The 16,507-nt window shown below is 67.1% G+C and carries 15 protein-coding genes and 1 pseudogene; 3 read left to right on the top strand and 13 right to left on the bottom strand.

From position 1 onward, the window contains the following. Positions 1-7: 7 nt before the first annotated feature. The 3 genes from ACTWQF_RS08990 to ACTWQF_RS08980 are packed head-to-tail and all read right to left on the bottom strand — an operon-like array spanning position 8 to position 3,625. Positions 8-1,051 (bottom strand): ABC transporter permease, encoded by a 1,044-nt coding sequence (locus ACTWQF_RS08990; protein ID WP_443278656.1) that lies wholly within the window; start codon positions 1,049-1,051, stop codon positions 8-10. Then, positions 1,044-2,564 (bottom strand): sugar ABC transporter ATP-binding protein, encoded by a 1,521-nt coding sequence (locus ACTWQF_RS08985; protein ID WP_443278655.1) that lies wholly within the window; start codon positions 2,562-2,564, stop codon positions 1,044-1,046. Before ACTWQF_RS08985 ends, ACTWQF_RS08990 begins: the two co-directional genes overlap by 8 nt. Next, positions 2,561-3,625 (bottom strand): sugar ABC transporter substrate-binding protein, encoded by a 1,065-nt coding sequence (locus tag ACTWQF_RS08980; protein WP_443278654.1) that lies wholly within the window; start codon positions 3,623-3,625, stop codon positions 2,561-2,563. Before ACTWQF_RS08980 ends, ACTWQF_RS08985 begins: the two co-directional genes overlap by 4 nt. A 189-nt stretch (positions 3,626-3,814) precedes the next feature. On the opposite strand from ACTWQF_RS08980, the gene ACTWQF_RS08975 reads away from it, so the two are divergent. Next, positions 3,815-4,552, top strand: a complete 738-nt coding sequence (locus tag ACTWQF_RS08975) for a FadR/GntR family transcriptional regulator (protein WP_443278952.1) — start codon at positions 3,815-3,817, stop codon at positions 4,550-4,552. Positions 4,553-4,666: 114 nt separating this feature from the next. Here the strand turns inward: ACTWQF_RS08975 and ACTWQF_RS08970 are convergent, their stop codons facing one another. From ACTWQF_RS08970 to ACTWQF_RS08925, 10 genes and pseudogenes are all read right to left on the bottom strand, one after another. After that, on the bottom strand, positions 4,667-5,377 hold the full coding sequence (locus tag ACTWQF_RS08970) for an AAA family ATPase (protein ID WP_443278653.1): 711 nt from the start codon (positions 5,375-5,377) through the stop codon (positions 4,667-4,669). A 316-nt stretch (positions 5,378-5,693) separates the two neighbouring features. Continuing rightward, positions 5,694-6,173: a hypothetical protein gene (locus ACTWQF_RS08965; protein ID WP_443278652.1), complete on the bottom strand. Its 480-nt coding sequence runs from the start codon at positions 6,171-6,173 to the stop codon at positions 5,694-5,696. 773 nt (positions 6,174-6,946) lie between these two features. Beyond that, complete coding sequence (locus tag ACTWQF_RS08960) at positions 6,947-7,333, bottom strand: hypothetical protein (RefSeq protein ID WP_443278651.1); 387 nt, start codon at positions 7,331-7,333, stop codon at positions 6,947-6,949. 376 nt (positions 7,334-7,709) lie between these two features. Beyond that, entirely contained in the window at positions 7,710-8,342 is a 633-nt protein-coding gene (locus ACTWQF_RS08955) for a hypothetical protein (RefSeq protein ID WP_443278650.1), read from the bottom strand. Between the two features lie 26 nt (positions 8,343-8,368). After that, the gene (locus ACTWQF_RS08950) at positions 8,369-9,367 is read right to left on the bottom strand and encodes an inorganic phosphate transporter (RefSeq protein WP_443278951.1); all 999 of its coding nucleotides are present in this window, start codon (positions 9,365-9,367) and stop codon (positions 8,369-8,371) included. Between the two features lie 330 nt (positions 9,368-9,697). Next, positions 9,698-9,929 (bottom strand): annotated as a pseudogene (locus ACTWQF_RS08945) (helix-turn-helix domain-containing protein); the annotation flags it as partial. Between the two features lie 125 nt (positions 9,930-10,054). Next, entirely contained in the window at positions 10,055-10,558 is a 504-nt protein-coding gene (locus tag ACTWQF_RS08940) for a dihydrofolate reductase (protein ID WP_443278649.1), read from the bottom strand. Next, positions 10,555-11,352 carry a thymidylate synthase gene (locus ACTWQF_RS08935; protein ID WP_443278648.1) on the bottom strand — a complete coding sequence of 266 codons (798 nt, stop codon included), beginning with the start codon at positions 11,350-11,352 and terminating at the stop codon, positions 10,555-10,557. The genes ACTWQF_RS08940 and ACTWQF_RS08935 overlap by 4 nt, the downstream gene beginning before the upstream one ends. Before the next feature lie 86 nt (positions 11,353-11,438). After that, positions 11,439-11,687, bottom strand: coding sequence for a hypothetical protein (locus ACTWQF_RS08930; protein ID WP_443278647.1), 249 nt, complete (start codon positions 11,685-11,687; stop codon positions 11,439-11,441). A gap of 39 nt (positions 11,688-11,726) precedes the next feature. Beyond that, positions 11,727-13,757 (bottom strand): hypothetical protein, encoded by a 2,031-nt coding sequence (locus ACTWQF_RS08925; RefSeq protein ID WP_443278646.1) that lies wholly within the window; start codon positions 13,755-13,757, stop codon positions 11,727-11,729. A 343-nt stretch (positions 13,758-14,100) separates the two neighbouring features. Between ACTWQF_RS08925 and ACTWQF_RS08920 the strand changes: the two genes are divergently transcribed. Continuing rightward, the gene (locus tag ACTWQF_RS08920) at positions 14,101-14,412 is read left to right on the top strand and encodes a hypothetical protein (RefSeq protein ID WP_443278645.1); all 312 of its coding nucleotides are present in this window, start codon (positions 14,101-14,103) and stop codon (positions 14,410-14,412) included. Positions 14,413-14,540: 128 nt separating this feature from the next. Next, positions 14,541-16,451: a hypothetical protein gene (locus ACTWQF_RS08915; protein ID WP_443278644.1), complete on the top strand. Its 1,911-nt coding sequence runs from the start codon at positions 14,541-14,543 to the stop codon at positions 16,449-16,451. The last annotated feature ends 56 nt before the right edge of the window (positions 16,452-16,507 follow it).

The following is a 16,507-nucleotide window of genomic DNA, read 5'->3' as shown; positions in this document are numbered from 1 at the left end:
GGTACTCCTAGTCCTGCGCGCGGCCGGTCGTCACCCGGGCGATCATGAGAGCGATGAGGATGATTCCGCCGTAGATGGCCTGGATCCAGAAGGACGGCACCTGGGCAAGAGTGAGCAGGTTCTGCACGACGCCGAGCAGCAGGACACCTGTGAGGGCGCCGAACATCGTGCCCTTCCCGCCGTCCAGGCTGATGCCGCCGATGACCGCGGCCGCGAACACCGTGAAGATCATGTTCTGACCTTGGTTGGCGTTGATGGCACCGACGTAGCCGGTCTGCATGAGCCCGCCGACCGAGGCGAGCACACCGGCGACGATGAACACGCCGAGCATCACCCGCTCGACTCGGATCCCGGCGGCACGCGCTGCTTCCGGGTTGCCGCCGATCGAGTACAGCGCGCGCCCCACACGGTGGTACTTGAGGAGGAAGCCCGCGATGCCGAACGCGGCCGCAGCGAGCCAGACCGACAGCGGGATGGTGAGAAAGGTCGAGGTGGCAAGGGCGTAGAAGGCGTCGGGCATCCCGAAGAGCGTCTTGCCCTTGGTGGCGCCGACGAGGAGGCCGCGCAGCACGATCAGCATGGCGAGCGTCACGATGAACGCGTTGAGCTTGAACTTCACGACGAGAACGCCGTTGAACGCGCCGACTGCCGCCCCGGCTACGACGATGGCGAGCAGGCCGAGCGCCGTCGGCCACTCGGTACCGAACCCGGCGTTCGCCGCCGGCAGTACCAGCAGAGCGCCCAGCGCCGGCGCGATACCGAGGACCGACTCCAACGAGAGGTCGAACTTGCCGGTGATCAGCACCAGCGACTCCGCCAGCACCACCATGGCCAGCGCCGCCGAGGCGCCGAGGATCGAGATCAGGTTGCGCTCGGTGAGGAAGGAGTCGTTGACCACAGCGCCCAGGATCAGCAGGACGAGCAGAGCCGGTACCAGGGCGAGTTCGCGGGCTCGGCGCAACAGTACGTTCTTCGGGGCGCCGGAGGGCACGTCGGCGACGGCCGGCTTGCGGGTGGCGGCCACGGTCGCCGAAGGCTTGGTGTCAGCCATGGTCCACTCCTTCTATCGACGCGATCAATTCGTGGTCGTTCCAGCCCGCCGGGTACTCGGCCACCACCTGTCCGTGGAAGAGCACCAGCACGCGATCGCACCGGCGCAGATCGTCGAGTTCGTCCGAGACGACGAGCACCGCGGTGCCGTCCTCCCGGGCGCTGTCCAGGTGGGCGAGCAGCGACTCCTTCGATTTCACGTCCACGCCCGCGGTGGGGTTGATGAGGACGAGCAGCCCTGGGTCGGAGGCGAGGGCGCGGGCCATCACGACCTTCTGGGCATTGCCGCCGGAGAGATCGGAGACCGGCTGCTCGGGTCCAGCGGCGTGGATGTCGAGCCGCTCGATGAGCTCACCGGCGAAGGCCCGCTTGCGCTCGGTGCCGATGAACCCGTACCGCCCGAGCCGGCCGAGCACGCTCATGGTGGTGTTGTCGCCGATGGTCATCCCCGCGACCATGCCCTGTTGGTGCCGGTCCCGCGGAACACACCCGACACCCGCCTCCAGGGCGGCGCCGACATCACCGAACGGCAGTGTTTCCCCGTCGAGTTCCGCCTCGCCCCGGGCCGGCGTGTACAGCCCGGCGAGGCTCTCGGCGAGCTCGATCTTCCCGCTGCCGCTGCTGCCTGCGAGGCCGACGACCTCGCCACGGCGAATGACGAGATCCACGTTCGTGAAGCTTCCGTCGGCGCCGGTGAGGCCACGCGCCCGCAGCCGTACAGGGGCGTCGACCGGCGGGGGCACCGTGCGCCGGGCCCCACTCTCGGCGACCTCCTCCCCCGCCATTGCCTCGATCAGGGCGGCGCGCGGTAGTTCGGCGACGGGGGCGGTGGTGATCCAGCGGGCGTCGCGCAGGACAGTGACGGTCTGGCACACCTCGTACACCTCCTGGAGGTGATGCGAGATGAACAGGAAGGTCACGCCGGATTCCTGAAGCGTTCGCATCCGGGTGAAGAGCCGATCGATCTCGCGGTTGTCGAGTTGCGCGGTCGGCTCGTCGAGAACGATGAAGCGCGCACCGAAGCTCAACGCCCGGGCGATCTCCACCATCTGGCGGTCCTCGACCTTGAGGTCACGGGTGGAGACCTCGGGGTCGACACGCACGTCCCAGGTGTCGAGGACATCGGCGGCCTCCGCGCGCAGCTTGCGCCAGCTGATGAAGCCGCCGCGCCCTTGGGGCTGCCGGTTGATGAAGAGGTTCTCGGCAACCGTCAGCTCCGGCACGACAGTGGGCTTCTGATAAACGCAGGCCACCTTGCTGCGCCAGGCATCGCGGTCGGCCAGCGGCGGGGCAGGCTCGCCGTCGAACGCGACAGTGCCGGAGTCCGGTCCCTGCAGTCCGGTGAGGATGGACACGAGGGTCGACTTTCCGGCGCCGTTTCGTCCCACGAGGGCGTGGGACTCGCCCGGAAGAACGGTCAGCCGACCGTCGGCGAGGGCCACGGTCGGACCGTAGCGCTTGGTGATGCCGTCCGCTGCCACGAGCGGCCGGCTCAGGGTGTCGGCGGTGCTCATTTGACGGTGTTCCCCCACAGGCTCTTGTCCCCGACGTTCTTCTTTGTCACCAGCGGGGCGGGGAGCTGGTCCTCGAGCATGCCGTTGGGCAGCTTCACGATTTCGGAGCCGTGGTCGGTCTTGCCCGGCTTGAACTTCTGCCCCTTCATCGCTGCCTTGATGTAGTACATGCCGTACTTGGCATAGGCGTCCGCCGGCTGCGAGACGGTCGCGTCGATCTGGCCCTTGCGGATGGCGTTGAACTCCTGCGGAATGCCGTCGTTCGAGACGACGGTGATGTGTCCCTTCCTGCCCGCCTTCTTCAACATCCCCTTGGACTTGAGGGTTTGGAGGGTGGGCGCGAGGTACACCCCGCCCGCCTGCAGGTAGATCCCCTTGATGTCGGGGTTGGAGTTCAGCAGCGTGTCGAGCTTGGACGCTGCGGTGTCGGACTCCCACTTTGCGGGGATCTCCAGCACCTTCAGCTTCGGGTACTTCTTCTTCACGCACGCGCGGAACGCCTGGGAGCGCTCACGCCCGTTGACGGAGGCGAGATCGCCCATGACCTGGACGACTTTGCCGCTCTTGGTCTTTTTGCCGAGGTACTCGCACGCCTTCTCGCCGTACGCCACGTTGTTGGCCCGCACCACCATGGCGACCTTGCCCTCCTTGGGCGCGACGTCGACAGCGACGACCGGGACGCCCTTGCGCTCGGCCTGGTCGAGCCCGGCGGAGATGGCGGTGCTGTCGAGCGGGGCCACGACCAGGCCCTTCACGCCCTGGTTGAGCTGGTTGTTGATGTCGGTGATCTGCTGCGCCGGGTCACTGTTGGAGTTGACGGTCTTACGCGCGTCGACGCCCTCGGACTTCGCCATCTTCGGCACGTAGTCGTTGTACGCCTGCCAGAACGGCGAGGTCAGCAGCGGCAGAACCACGCCGACCTCCCCCTCGCCGCCACCCTTCCCACCGGACGCGCCGGTGTCCTTCGTACTCCCGCACGCCGACAGCGCCATGGCGGCGCCGACAGCAACCGCCGCTATGCGCACGGCCTGTGATCTGGTTCCCGAAGTGCGTCCGGCCATGGCTCGGCTCCAAACAAGTGGTGGGTGGAGGACCGACGTCCCGGCGTCGGCCGACCCGAATATTCATCAGATCACTTGTCCGCGTCAACGCCCCTGCATGGGCTTTTTCGATTCAATCGGAGATACTCATCCGAGCACTTCCGAGCTAGACTCCAGCGCACCGGACAGGGAGGAACAGCTGTGGAAGGTCTGCACGAACGCACCGCCCCGCACAAGGGCACGGTGACGCAGCGCGCCATAGACCAGATCAAGGCGCTGATCGCCGAAGGCCGGCTGGATCCTGGCCAGCGGCTGCCCACCGAACGGGACCTTGCCGCGCAGCTGGGTGTCTCCCGCAGCTCGATGCGCGAGGCCGTACGCGCACTGACGTTCATGGGTGTGCTGGAGGCACGGCACGGATCAGGGGTTTACGTCACCCAGCTCGATGCCGGTGACCTGCTGGAATCCCTCGGGGTTGTCGCCGACCTCTCCCGCGGACCGCAGATGGTCGAACTCCTGGAAGTGCGCAAGATCCTGGAGTCCACCGCGACCGCGCTGGCCGCCGCCCGGATCGACGCCGGGCAGCTCGCCGAAGTCGAACGGCATCTGAGGGCCATGGACGCCACCGACGACACCGAGGCGATCCTCGCCCACGACCTCGCCTTCCACCGTGCCATCGCCGAAGCCGCGGGCAACGACACCATGGCAGCAGTCCTCGAGGGTCTGTCCTCCCGCACCTTCCGCGCCCGAGTATGGCGTGGCTACCAGGAGGAGGGCGCCATCGACCGCACCCGCCGCGAGCATGCCCGCATCTACCGAGCCCTTGTCGACCGGGATCCGGAGTCGGCCCGGACCGCGGCCGCGGCACATGTCGGCGAGGTCGAGCAGTGGCTCCGCGAGAGGCTCGACACGAAGGGACAAGGTCCCGGCCTTTCCGCGTCCCATTGAGCCAGTTGCATCTTGAAGCTGCTGGTCACGGGGCTCGTGCTGGTCGCGTTCCGTGATCGGTGGCAGCGACGGATACACCGCCCCCGTGACCGACAGTTGAGAGGGAACGCCTCCCTACGGTTCGACGATATGCCGCAGGTAGATGTGCGGATCGGTGAGATAGCGGCGCCAGTGGTCCACGATGTCGAGCTCCCGCCAGGGGACCCTCCGCATGCCGTACTCGCCGACCTCGACGATGTCCGCCCCCGGCAGGGCGGTCAGCAACGGGGAGTGCGTGGCACAGATGACCTGGCCGCCCTCCTTGGCCAACCGGTCGATGTGTCCGACCAGTTCGAGACACGAGGAGAAGGAGAGCGCCGCCTCCGGCTCGTCGAGAACATAGAGTCCGGCGTGCAGGAACTTCCCGCGGAACGCCGCGAGAAAGCCCTCACCGTGGCTGACCGAGTCCGGCGAGAACCCCTCCCGGTCCAAGGCGTCCAGTGCGGTCTCGGCCCGCAGGAAGAAGCCCTTTCGGGCCGACCAGCTGGTGACCATGCGGCGCCCGCGCGACGCCGCGTCGAACCTCATCCGCTCGCCGAGTGCCGACTTGCCACGCGGGGAGGCATAGCGCCAGTCGTGGGAGCCACCGTAGGAGTCCAGACCGAACCCCTCCGCCAGCGCCTCGACCAGGGTCGATTTCCCCGAGCCGTTCTCACCGACCAGGAAGGTCACCGGTGCGGTGAACCGCAGCCCTTCGTCGAGCAGCTGCCGGACACAGGGCACAGACCAGGGCCAGGCATCCTCGTCATACGAGGAGAGATGGGCATAGGCGCGTTCGACAATCACTCGACCAGTGTCGCCCCCGGACTCGGAAGACATACGCACCCCCGGTAGTCGGCCACGGCCGGCACCTCGTGCGCTGTCGCCCAGGTTCGCGCCGAAGTCGGTGAGATCGAGGGCGAGGACGTCGCCCAGCTCTCACCGCTCAATTGACCGGCAGATCAATTTCCTGCCTGCAGCACGACGGGGGCCGCCGTCACACGGTGAGGTGGCCGAATTGGCGTCGACGATGCCAAGCGGTCGCCCGTCGCTTTCACCACCAGCGGCGCGGCCACGCGATCGAAGGGTGACCCGCCCGGACCACCCCTGACCAGCGCACGCGTCAGTGGTCGTCGACGATGCTGACGGCGGTGCCGTTCTTGATCTGCACCTTCGCGGAGACACCCTTCTTGGCGGCGGCTTCGAGCTGAGTCTCGGTGCACTTCTGAGCCGCCTGCCCGTCAGCATCGCCACAAATATCGCCAGAGCCCTGGACGTTGGTCGTCGTGGAAGTGAAGAACGCCTGCTGCTTGCCCTTCATGTCACTGACCGTGTACTTACCAGGAGCCAGATAGGACACCGTGCCGAACCAAGTGCCGCTGACACCCTTACCGCCGCCTGCGGACTTGTCGCGGGCCTGCGTCTCCACGTCGTCGCCGCCGGCCTGGCCCTCGCTGCCACCGGACTTCCCCTTCGAGTCCTTCGAGGAGGAGGACTTGGAGGCGTTCGTGCCCGCGTTGGAGTCCTCGTTCCCCTGGCAGGCGGTGAGCGAGAGACCCGCGGCGAGGGCCAGGGCGGTGAGGGTGAGCTTCTGAGCGCGCATCGTTTCTTCCTTAGCGGTCGGTGCCGTCTGCCCGGCACGAGTGAGCGTTACTGATCACTCCGATCCACCCGGCCCATGGAATGTTCACGCCCGACCGCCCGTCTTACATACCTGTTACACGCGACCAGGGGACACGAGCCCTGACCACCACCGGGCGCGCACCGCCCGAGCCCAACGGCGCACCCGTCCCCGCGCCGCCGTCCGCCCCGGGAAATGGGGCCCGAGAGCCGTGTGGAGCGCCGCGTCGATACGCGCTGCCGCTCGCCGGACCACCGGTTTCCGCAGCCCTCACCGTGGATCTCCACAGCCGCCGACCGCTGAGACAGATCCGTAACCGACCGGCCGTTGAACACTGCCGATGGCATGGTCGCTTCAGCCATGACGACGGGCCGAAGACGCTCTCCAGCGCATGCCGGCAAGCTGGTCGCGATCGCGGCGGCCGTGCTGGAGTCGCAGGAGGGCGAGCCGCACCGGGCACGGGACGCGCGCAGGAGCGGCCATGCAATGGCGTCGGCAAGAGCCAGGCCGATGAATCCCGAGGCGCCCGGCGAGACCGCGCGTCGCCTAGCGAGACCGCGCGCGCTTCGGGGGCGCAGACTCGCGGCGGCTCCCTGTCGCAGTTGGCCCCTCGGTACCCGGGTACGGCGGTGAGTGGGCACCGCGCACGTCGCGGGTGAAGCCGCCCACGTTCTTGAGGCGTTCACGCATCTGACGAAGCGGGAGCGCGGGCGGTTGTGCCGGAGCCGGGCCCCGGCACAACCGCAGGCGCTGGTTCACAGGTCCACGTGCTGGCTTTCGCAGTAGGAATTGTTGTCGTAGATGATCGTCGTGTAGTACTTGCCCGGCGTGGGGCGGAAGGTGGGCAGCATCTTGTGGCCGTCGTTACGGCCGGGCGCGCGTGCCACCTCCTCATCCAGGCCCCAGGGGACATCGCGCATGAGATACGTCATCTCTTCTTCCGCCCCGTTGCCGTGCCGCTTTCCGACCCCGGTGGCGGTGCCGTCCCCGTTGTGGGCGGGCGGGTAGACCTCGATCCGCTCTCCGTAGCTCGTGGTGCACTCGACGCCCGCGGTGTGGACGGGCTCGGCGTAGCTGGTCTGCGTCATCGCGCCCCCCAGCGCGAGCGTGGCGACGCCGACGGCCAGGGCTCGCGTGACCACTCGCGCCGTCCCCCGCTTCGTCGTCCTCGCTTTCCTCATCATTCCCCCTTGTGCCTGCTCTCTTCTTGCTCAGCGGTGCCAACTGCCCCGCTGGTCCCAGCTTGCGGCAGTTCGCCCGTCGGCAGTACCTGACAGGCATCAGGGTGAGGCGGGCAATGGCCCCGCCTGACAGGTAGGCCGCTGATGCCGTCGTCTGCACCGCCGCTTGCTAAGCAAAACCAGCCCCTCCCTGGCCCGGACAGCGCCTCGGCTACCGCTTGGAGTGCCCCGACCGCGCACCGCTCTCACGGAAATGAGGCGGCGCCGGAGCGGCGCCGCCCCGGCGAGTTGGCACGCCATCGGTGCGACGGCCTGCCAAGTGGCACACGTGGACCGGTCAGCACCCCTGCCGTCCGGTCACAGCCACCCCGGCTTCCAGGGAGCATGGCTCAGAGGGGCCTGCCTCCGCAGCCAGCGCTCGGCCTGTGGCGAGGGCGACGGCTTCTCGGAGCAGGCGCGCGAGGCGTTCGTCGACGTCTGGCGTACGCAGCAGCACCCGCAGAGCATGTTCGAGGTGGTGCCGTCCGGGGCCGCGCCACCACAGTGCATCAAGGCGCCGGACCACCGGAGTGGGAGCAGCAGCCTGACCGACCCTCAGGGCCCGGCGTCTGCACAGCGTCCGGCGCACATGCAATGTCCTCGAGTGGGGGCGGACTCGTTGGGCCTCCCGCAGCACCTCTCCGATCACTATCGGTGCGAAGTCACGGGCACGCGGATACGCCCGCGCCAGGTCGGCGACGAGCGGCCACAATCCGTGACGGGTGGAGTCGTCGACGGTGTCGTTCACCACGCGGGCCAGGGCAGCCAGCATCGGGTGCGTGGTGCGAGGGCTGTCGGTGAAGCCGCCCGTCAGCAAGGAGGCGGCTTCCATCAGGCAGGCCCCGTCCTGCGGGGAGAGATGACCGAAGGGGCGCGGTGTCGGCAGACCGTCGGGGGCTGCGAGGTCAGGTGGGGTGCGGTGTGCGGACATGACCGTCTCCGAGGGGAAGATGCGGGTCAGATTCCGAAGAGGTGGTGCAAGATCCAGAAGGCTGCTGCGGCGGCGAGACCCGCTCCGGGCAGGGTGGAACCCCAGGCGATCACGATGTTCCGGGCGACGCCCCAGCGCACGGCGGAGAAGCGCCGGGTGGCCCCCGCGCCCATCACGGCTGAGGTGATGGTCTGCGTAGTGGAGATGGGCACCGTCCAGATGAACGCGGTGGCGTACAGGACCGTCGAGGCGGTCGCCTCGGCAGCGAAGCCGCGGGGAGGATCGAGCTGCACGATGCGCCTCCCAAGGGTGCGGATGATCCGCCAACCTCCACTGTAGGTACCCAGCGCCATCGCCGCAGCCACGGAAAAGATCACCCACTCGGGCACCTCGAAACCACTCTGGTAACCCGCAGTGACCAGGGCCAGCACAATCACACCCATCGTCTTCTGGGCGTCCTGCAGACCATGCCCCAGACCCATCGCGGCGGCGGAAAGCGTCTGCAGGAAGCGGAACCGTCTCCCGGCCTTGCGCGGGTTCGCACGTCGGCACAGCCACAGGATCCCCACCATCACCACATAGCTGAGGAGGAAGCCCAGGAGCGGGGAGAGCAGCATCGGCACGGCGACCTTTTTCAGTACGCCCATCCATTGCACCCCGCTGACGGCGGCCAGTGCGGCGCCGATGAGGCCGCCGATGAGCGCGTGCGAGGAGGAGGTGGGCAGCCCGAGTCTCCAGGTGAGCAAATTCCAGCCGATCGCCCCCACCAGGGCGGAGGCGACGATGGTGAGACCACCGCCGCCGGTGGGCGTATCGATGATCCCGCTGCCCACTGTCTTGGCCACGGCCGTGCCCATGTGGGCCCCGATGAGATTCATGACCGCCGCCATCGCCAGGGCTACCCGGGGAGTCAGTGCCCTGGTGGAGACGGAGGTGGCGATCGCGTTCGCCGCATCGTGGAAACCGTTGGTGAAGTCGAAGATCAACGCGACGACGATGATCGCAATGACCCCAGCAAGTTCCATGGCTACGGCCACGCCCTTCTGTCCGGCACCCTCCCCGCCTACCGAACCATGGCCGATACGGCAGACCGGGGAACGGCGACTCGCGAGTCGGGCATCGACCCGAACGCGAAGGCGTGCCCGTTTGGCGGTGGGGCAGCTTGCTGCGAGCGGATGGCTCGTATGGCCGCAGGTAGCCGGGGTGATGCCGTGCTTTGATTGTGGGCCCGGCATCGGTGGCCGAGGGCTTCAGGGGCGGATGACGGTGCCAGGCCGGTGCTGGGCTTGCGGCGGCGTGGCACGGGGGGCGGCGTCGGCCGTCTGTGCGCACAGGGGACGTGGACATGTCCAGGACCCCATCCGGGCAGGGCCCAGTTTGCGGGTCCTGCGCAGGTTGCAGACGCGGGCTTCAGCGGCCGACGCCGCGCGGTGCGGCGTCGTGCGGTGCGGCGTCGTGGTCGGGTGCCGGAGCGGTCATGCAGCCCCGCCTCGCCCTCGACCCGCCAGCGCCGCACTCTGTGTAAGCGGTGGCTCGGGAGACACCCAGCTCGGCCGCGACATGTCCGACCGGACGACCGGAACGGATGGTGGCGGTCTTGTCGTGGCGGGTGGCCGGGCCGCCGTCACTGCTTGAGCTTGTTGATACAGCGTTCGATAGTGTTGCGGCGCCAGGGCCTGTTTCGGAAGTGAATCAGGAGTCGTGGTCAACTGTCACCGGGTGTATTTGCGGATGCGGTAGCGCAGCCCGGTCGTCGAGAACTGCCAGCCTTTGTCCTCGGCGACTTTCCACGTCGGGTCCGGTGTCGGGGCGTAGATATCGCCGTCGACCGTCGAGTCGACTTCAGTCACCGAGAGCGTCGTGGCGTATCCCAGGGCGGCACGGTAAATTTCACCGCCGCCGATCACCCATGCCGCAGTAGGGGCGGTTGGCTCCAACGGCTCGGCTGCGAGTTCCAGGGCCTTGGCGATGGACCCGGCACGTTCCGCGCCTTCGGCCACCCATTGTGGATCGCGAGTCACCACGATGTTGCGCCTGCCGGACAGCGGGCGGAATCGCGGAGGCAGCGAATCCCATGTCTTGCGCCCCATCACCACTGGATGACCGAGGGTGGTTGCCTTGAAATGCGCCATGTCCTCAGGAAGTCGCCACGGAATCGCGTTGTCCGCGCCGATCACGCCATCGGGCGTCTGCGCCCAGATCAGCCCGACGTTCACACCGCGACCGGGGCTTTGATGGCCGGGTGGTGCTGGTAGTCGAGCACCACCACATCGGCGTAGGCGTAGTCGAAAAGCGAGTCGGCCTCGCGCAGGCGCAACCTGGGGAACTCGAACGGGGTGCGCGAGAGCTGCTTGGTCACCTGCTCGACGTGATTGTCGTAGATGTGGCAGTCGCCGCCGGTCCAGATGAAGTCGCCCGGCTCGAGGCCGGCCTGCTGCGCCACCATGTGCGTGAGCAGGGCGTAGCTCGCGATGTTGAACGGGACGCCGAGAAACAGGTCCGCGCTGCGCTGGTACAGCTGGCAGGAAAGCTTGCCGTCGGCGACGTAGAACTGGAAGAAGGCGTGACACGGCGCGAGTGCCATCTTGTCCAGCTCGGCGACGTTCCAGGCAGAGACGATCATCCGGCGGGAGTCCGGGTCGCGGCGCAGAGTGTCGAGAACCTCGCTGATCTGGTCGATGTGCCTGCCGTCGGGGGTGGGCCAGGAGCGCCACTGTGCGCCGTAAACCGGGCCGAGTTCGCCGTTCGCGTCGGCCCACTCGTCCCAGATGGTGACGCCGTGCTCATGCAACCAGCCGACGTTCGAGTCGCCACGCAGGAACCACAGCAGCTCGTACACGATGGACCTGAGATGCACCTTTTTGGTGGTGACCAGCGGGAACCCCTGCGAGAGGTCGTAGCGTAGTTGGTGCCCGAAGATACTCCGGGTGCCGGTGCCCGTCCGGTCGGCTTTGGCCGTCCCGGACGTGAGCACCAGCCGCAACAGGTCTTCGTACTGAGTGTCCGCCACAGCCGTCGAGTCTACTGGCCAGCTACTGGCCGCCTGAACGCGGACTCGACGGTCCCGCAGCTGGAGCATCAGTGCCAGGCACCGTCCTACTTCGGCTTTTCCTCCTGGGCCTTGGTGATGAGCCGCTGTGCCTCTGCCGGGTACGAATTGAAGAGGTAGTTCAGCGTGCCCATGCGGCCATGGAAGTCCCCTCCCCAGTAGTCCGCTGTGGGGCCCGTCCACGTGTCGGCGCCCATCAGGTCGGTGACGCTCTTTATAGCGACGCGGATATTGCGCACTGCCGTTTCGATCTTTGCCATGTCCTGTTTGCAGAGATCAGCTTCCGGCTGGCCCATCGTTCCCCTCCCGGTCCTCTTCGGTGCCCGCTGTTGTCGTCAGTTGGCTGTTTGGCCGCGGTTGAAGGCGGTGGCCATCTCGTCGTCGAAGTTGTCCAGCCGACCGCCTTGCTGTGGGGCGACAATTTTCCACCAGCTGTTGAGGTCCGTCACATCCTGTTGTGACTGGATCTGAATCTGCCCGTTCGCCCACTCCGGGTGGTTACTGGGCGGCTTGATCTGGCCGCTCGCCACCAGTCCGCGCAGCAGCGGAAGCCGCATGGCCGACTGGGCCTCGAAGGAGGTCGTCTTTGCCTGCTGCTCGTACTTGGCCGCGTTGTCGGTGGAATAGCTTTCCCGCACCGCGGGCATACCGCCCGCGATTGCTGCTTGTATCCACTGGCCGGCATCGGGCAGGCCCGGAATGGCCCCGATGGCGCCGGTCACGGTGTTGGCCCACAGCAGGCTCTTCTTGTTGGCCTCGTCCTTCAGTTGCGCCTCTTTGAGACCGTTCCTCTCCGCTGTGGCGGTCACCACGCCTTGCAACTCGGCCAGGTTCTTCAGGTAGGTTTGTGCCTCCGGCCTGTCCAAACCCAGTGCGGCTGCCACGGAGATCTGGGAGTTCACGGCGTTGACCACGTTCCCGGATTCGTCCTTGTTGTTCTTCATGATCAGGCCGAGGAAATTAAGCGACGTCGGCTGGCCCACGATCAGCGTGCCGACGTTCTCCTCCCCGCCTGTCGCCGGTGCTGCCGGCTGGTTGGGCATGCGGTGCGATTGGGCGAAGTCGGGTACGTATGCCGCGAACACCTGGGACAGCGCGCGGGTGATCCCGGGTGGTAGTCCCGGATACTGCTCTTTCTCGTAGGCGCTCGTCTTCCCCTCGTCGCCGTACTCGGTCGACCCGGCGTTGATGACGTTGGCTGCCGCTTCCGCCGACTCCTTCGGGTGGCCGGTCCGGTCCATGGTGGCGGCAGTGATAACGGCGGCCGGCCACTTGGCGTCGTCGAGCGGCTGGGGGCCTGGCGTCTGCCATTTGTTGTCGACCAGCGTTTTGGCGTGCCGGGAACCGTCGGGCCCGGTCAGCAGTTGACGCGACGCGTCGCCGTTCTCGCTGACGCGCTGCATAAGAGCGATCGACGGGTCGTTAGCGGTGATGCCCCGGAGGCTGGCGGCGACGTCATCGGCGTTCAGCGTGATGCCTGAGACCTTCAACCCCAGGCTCTGGTACCAAGCGTTCTCGTCCCCGGCGTAACCGCCCGGGATGTAACCGTAACGGGCGCCCGGAATGACTTGCGAAGGGGTGTAGCTGGGCCGCATCTCCTGCTTGGAGCGCCAATCCAGCATGGCGCCCCCGACTGTGGAGAGCACCTTCGGGTCCCATTTATCGCCCTTGGGGCCGTACTTGAAGAGCATGCCGACGGACCACATGTCCCCGCCCGGCGGATGTGTCAGTTTCTGCATGTAGTTGGGCAGAAGCTGGATCTTTCCCTGCTCGGCCAGGCTGGTGGCGGTCTGCAAGGCCTGCCCGAACCTGCTGAGGATCTGCTCCGACTCCTGGGACAGCACTTTCTCGCCGTGTGTGCCGTCCTGCCCGTGCAGAACCCGCGCCGCGCGTACCGACGCATCGAGCCCGCCGGCGTTCATGAACGCCTGGAGGTACGCCGGGTCGTCCGCATGGTCGGCGAGCGACTGGGAGAGCAGCTGGATGGTCGTCCGCGACTGCGGGTCGTCCGGGGAGTTCAGCGCCTTCAGCAGGCTCAGTGCTTCCCGCTGCCCTTCCGTCTTCGTGTCGATCTTCGTGACATCCCAGGGGATGCTCACCCAGTCCTTGTGCGGGCTGTTCGGGTCGACGTACCGGGGCTGCAGCAGCAGGCTGTACGCCAGACTGGCGCGCAGGGCCATGTTCCGGGCGTCATCGCCGACCTGTGTCGTCTGCTGCGTCAGCGGAGCTTGATTAAGTGTTCCCTCCCACTTCGAGAACAAGTCGCGAATGGTGCCGCCTTCTGTTTGAAGCGTGTCCGCCAAGCCCCGCAGCGCGTTGGCCAACTCGCGCAGCCGCAGTGGGTCGACTCCGGTGAACTCACCCATCCCGCTTGCTCCTTCGGTTCTGGCCCTGCGGCGGACAGTGCTTCACCGCAGGCCGCCGAAACTGATCGGTGCGGCATTCTCCCTGCTCCGTGATGTGGAGCAGAAGCCGGGTTCCGACATTGTGACGTTCCTGCTCAGTCGCAGTTCCCCGAGTACCGCCCGGGGTCGCTCGACGTCCGTTGTTTGTCCGAGCTTTGGCGTCAATTGAACAGATGCGCTCTGTGTTATGAAGTAAGAGGTAACAGCGCGTATGCGCCGGGCAATTCATCCTAGAATTGGAGAGAGCTCCGAGACGGACCGTCCGGACGGGGCTTTCGGGGACGCGCAACCGCAAGGCGGGACGATGAGCGAGCACGACTACGACAAGCAACTGGTGGACAGCCCGTTGTACGCGGATCTGGTGCAGTTGAGGCAGAGCGTGGCCTCTCAGCAGAACCACATCGCCGCCACCTTGGACCGCGCGGCGTCCGACATGGGCGGCGGCGGGGTCTGGGAGGGGCCGGCGGCGAAGACGTTCGCCACCGAGGTCGAGGGCCGCAAGGGCGAGGTGCACAGCCTTGCCCAGGAGATCGTGGACGCGGTGAACGCGGTGATCAACCGGACACCGAAGCAGGTACCACTCAGCCAGGCGAGGGCTTACCGCAAGGCAGTGTGAACGCGCTGTTCCGAGCGAGTCGTAGCAGTCGTACGAGGGGGGAGACGGCGTTGAATGCCACGCCACCGCCGACAGGTGGGCCGGGGTCCGGAACGTTCAGCGGAATCGATCCGGGGCGGCTCAAGGGAATGATCGATTCCCTGGTGAACGGCGCCCACGTACTCAGGAGCGCCAACGGCTGGAGCCAGCGGTTCGGCCAGTTCGGCGTGGACACCAGCGGCCTCAACCGGCTGGTGGCCGTGGGGAACTGGGTGGATCAGCAGCTTCCCGCCCTCAAACGCCGCTTCGACCTGGCCCAGACCATGGAGCGGAACCACCCCGACCCCGCCCGCAAGATGGTGCAGGTTCCGGACAATTTTCTCTCGCTCGCCGACGCCCAGGGCAAGGGCAAGGAACTGGCCGACCGGATGAACCGGATCAACCGGGTCGACGGTTCGGGCGCCGAGGAGATGCACCGTATCGCCGGTGAACTGGCCCGCTACCAGGACGACCCCGAGGTGCTGGCCGCCTTCTACGCCAATCTCGGCCCGAACCGTCTCTCGATGCTGCCGACGTTCCTGGCACAGTCGGGGAGCAAGACCGCCAGGGAAGACCTCAAGACCTTCAGCCGGGCTCTGGGTACGGCCAGCAGCGCCGCGTATCTTGCCACGCCCGGCTTCGACAAGGTCACGCAGATGATGCTGCGCCCGTCGGAATATCCGGCGGACGCCTGGGGACGGCTCGCGCTGATGCAGTACGGGCACTTCCCGACCGAGTACATCAAGACGGCAGCGAAGAACCTGGGCCTGGACAGGTTCGTCAAGAACCCCGAAGGCCAGGACTGGCGTGGCGCCTCGCTGTCGGATGCCGCCAAGTTCGGCCTCAGCGACGACACGCTGGCGCTCGCCCTCAATCTGCTGGGGAAGGACGGCGCCGCGGCCCGCGACGTGCTGGGCGGCATGCACCAGGGCGACTACAAAAAGACGTACGACCTCTTCCTCGGCTACGCCAAGTCCTACGGCTCGGGCGACGACGTCGCCGCCGGGCTGGGCCGGGCCATCGAGGCCGGGGCCGGTGTGGGCACCGAGCAGCCGGGCCGGCACAGTCTGGCCGCTTCCCAGTTCGCCTTCAACGCCATGACGTACATGGCCGGCAAGGGCAAGGACGGCACTCCCTGGCCGATGAAGACATCCATGGCGAACCTGGGCGCCTCCTACATCCATGAACTGACCACCGGGGTACGGGGCCAGGATGCGAAGGGGCACCCGTCGAGCATGGGCAAGCCGCCCAACTGGACCGACCTGCCCGGCGTCACCCCGGCCTTCTATCTGAGTGTGGACGACGCCAAGAAGTTCCTGACCACGTTCGCCGACAGCCGGCCGGCGACGGACGTGCTCGACCAGGCGGCGGGGCAGTTCAGCGATCAGGCCCTCAGGGGAGCGGCGAAGATCGACGCCGACGCCGTGCGCGGCGGCGGCAAGGACCCGGAGCAGTTCTCCCGTCTCTCCGAAGCGTTCGGAAGCCTGGCCAAGGCCCAGTACGACGCGGAGCTTGCGGCGGGGAAGGACATGGACGCCCAGCAGGCATCGGTCCGAGGTGTCTTCAAGGACATCATGACGCTCGGCCTGGGGGAGCTCACCATCGCGAAGACGGCCCTCAACTACGGTTGGAAGGGCGTCAAGTTCGCCATCGGCAAGGGCGTGGGCAGCTGGGCCACCGGCGACGACCCGAATCAGAAAAAGGCGACGCAGGAGTATCAGAACTTCGCCGGAATCCAGGAATATCGCATGATCCAGTACCTCTACAACGCGGGCTACCCGGCGCAGCCCCCGCCGCCGAAGGAACTCCTCAACGCGGACGGCAGTCTGAAAACCCTCGACCAGCTCCAGCAGGAGGCCCGGAACGAGGCGCAGGGCAAGGACCCCAACGCGGTGTTCCGGCAGAAGCTCAAGGCGCTGAGCGACTGGTCGGACTCCACCTCGGCGGCGGACAACGACACATTCGACCACAAGGCGGAGAACGCGGGACGGAACGCGGGCGGCATCGATCCGGCAGGGTGAACCGGCCCGGTCCGGAAGCGGGTGGCCGAGCGTCCCGCCCGGGTGTGCCGCCCGTA

Origin of the sequence: Streptomyces sp. 8N114 (genome assembly GCF_052245835.1) — a bacterium.
Lineage (GTDB): Bacteria > Actinomycetota > Actinomycetes > Streptomycetales > Streptomycetaceae > Streptomyces.
This window is presented reverse-complemented; position numbering and strand designations above follow the sequence as displayed.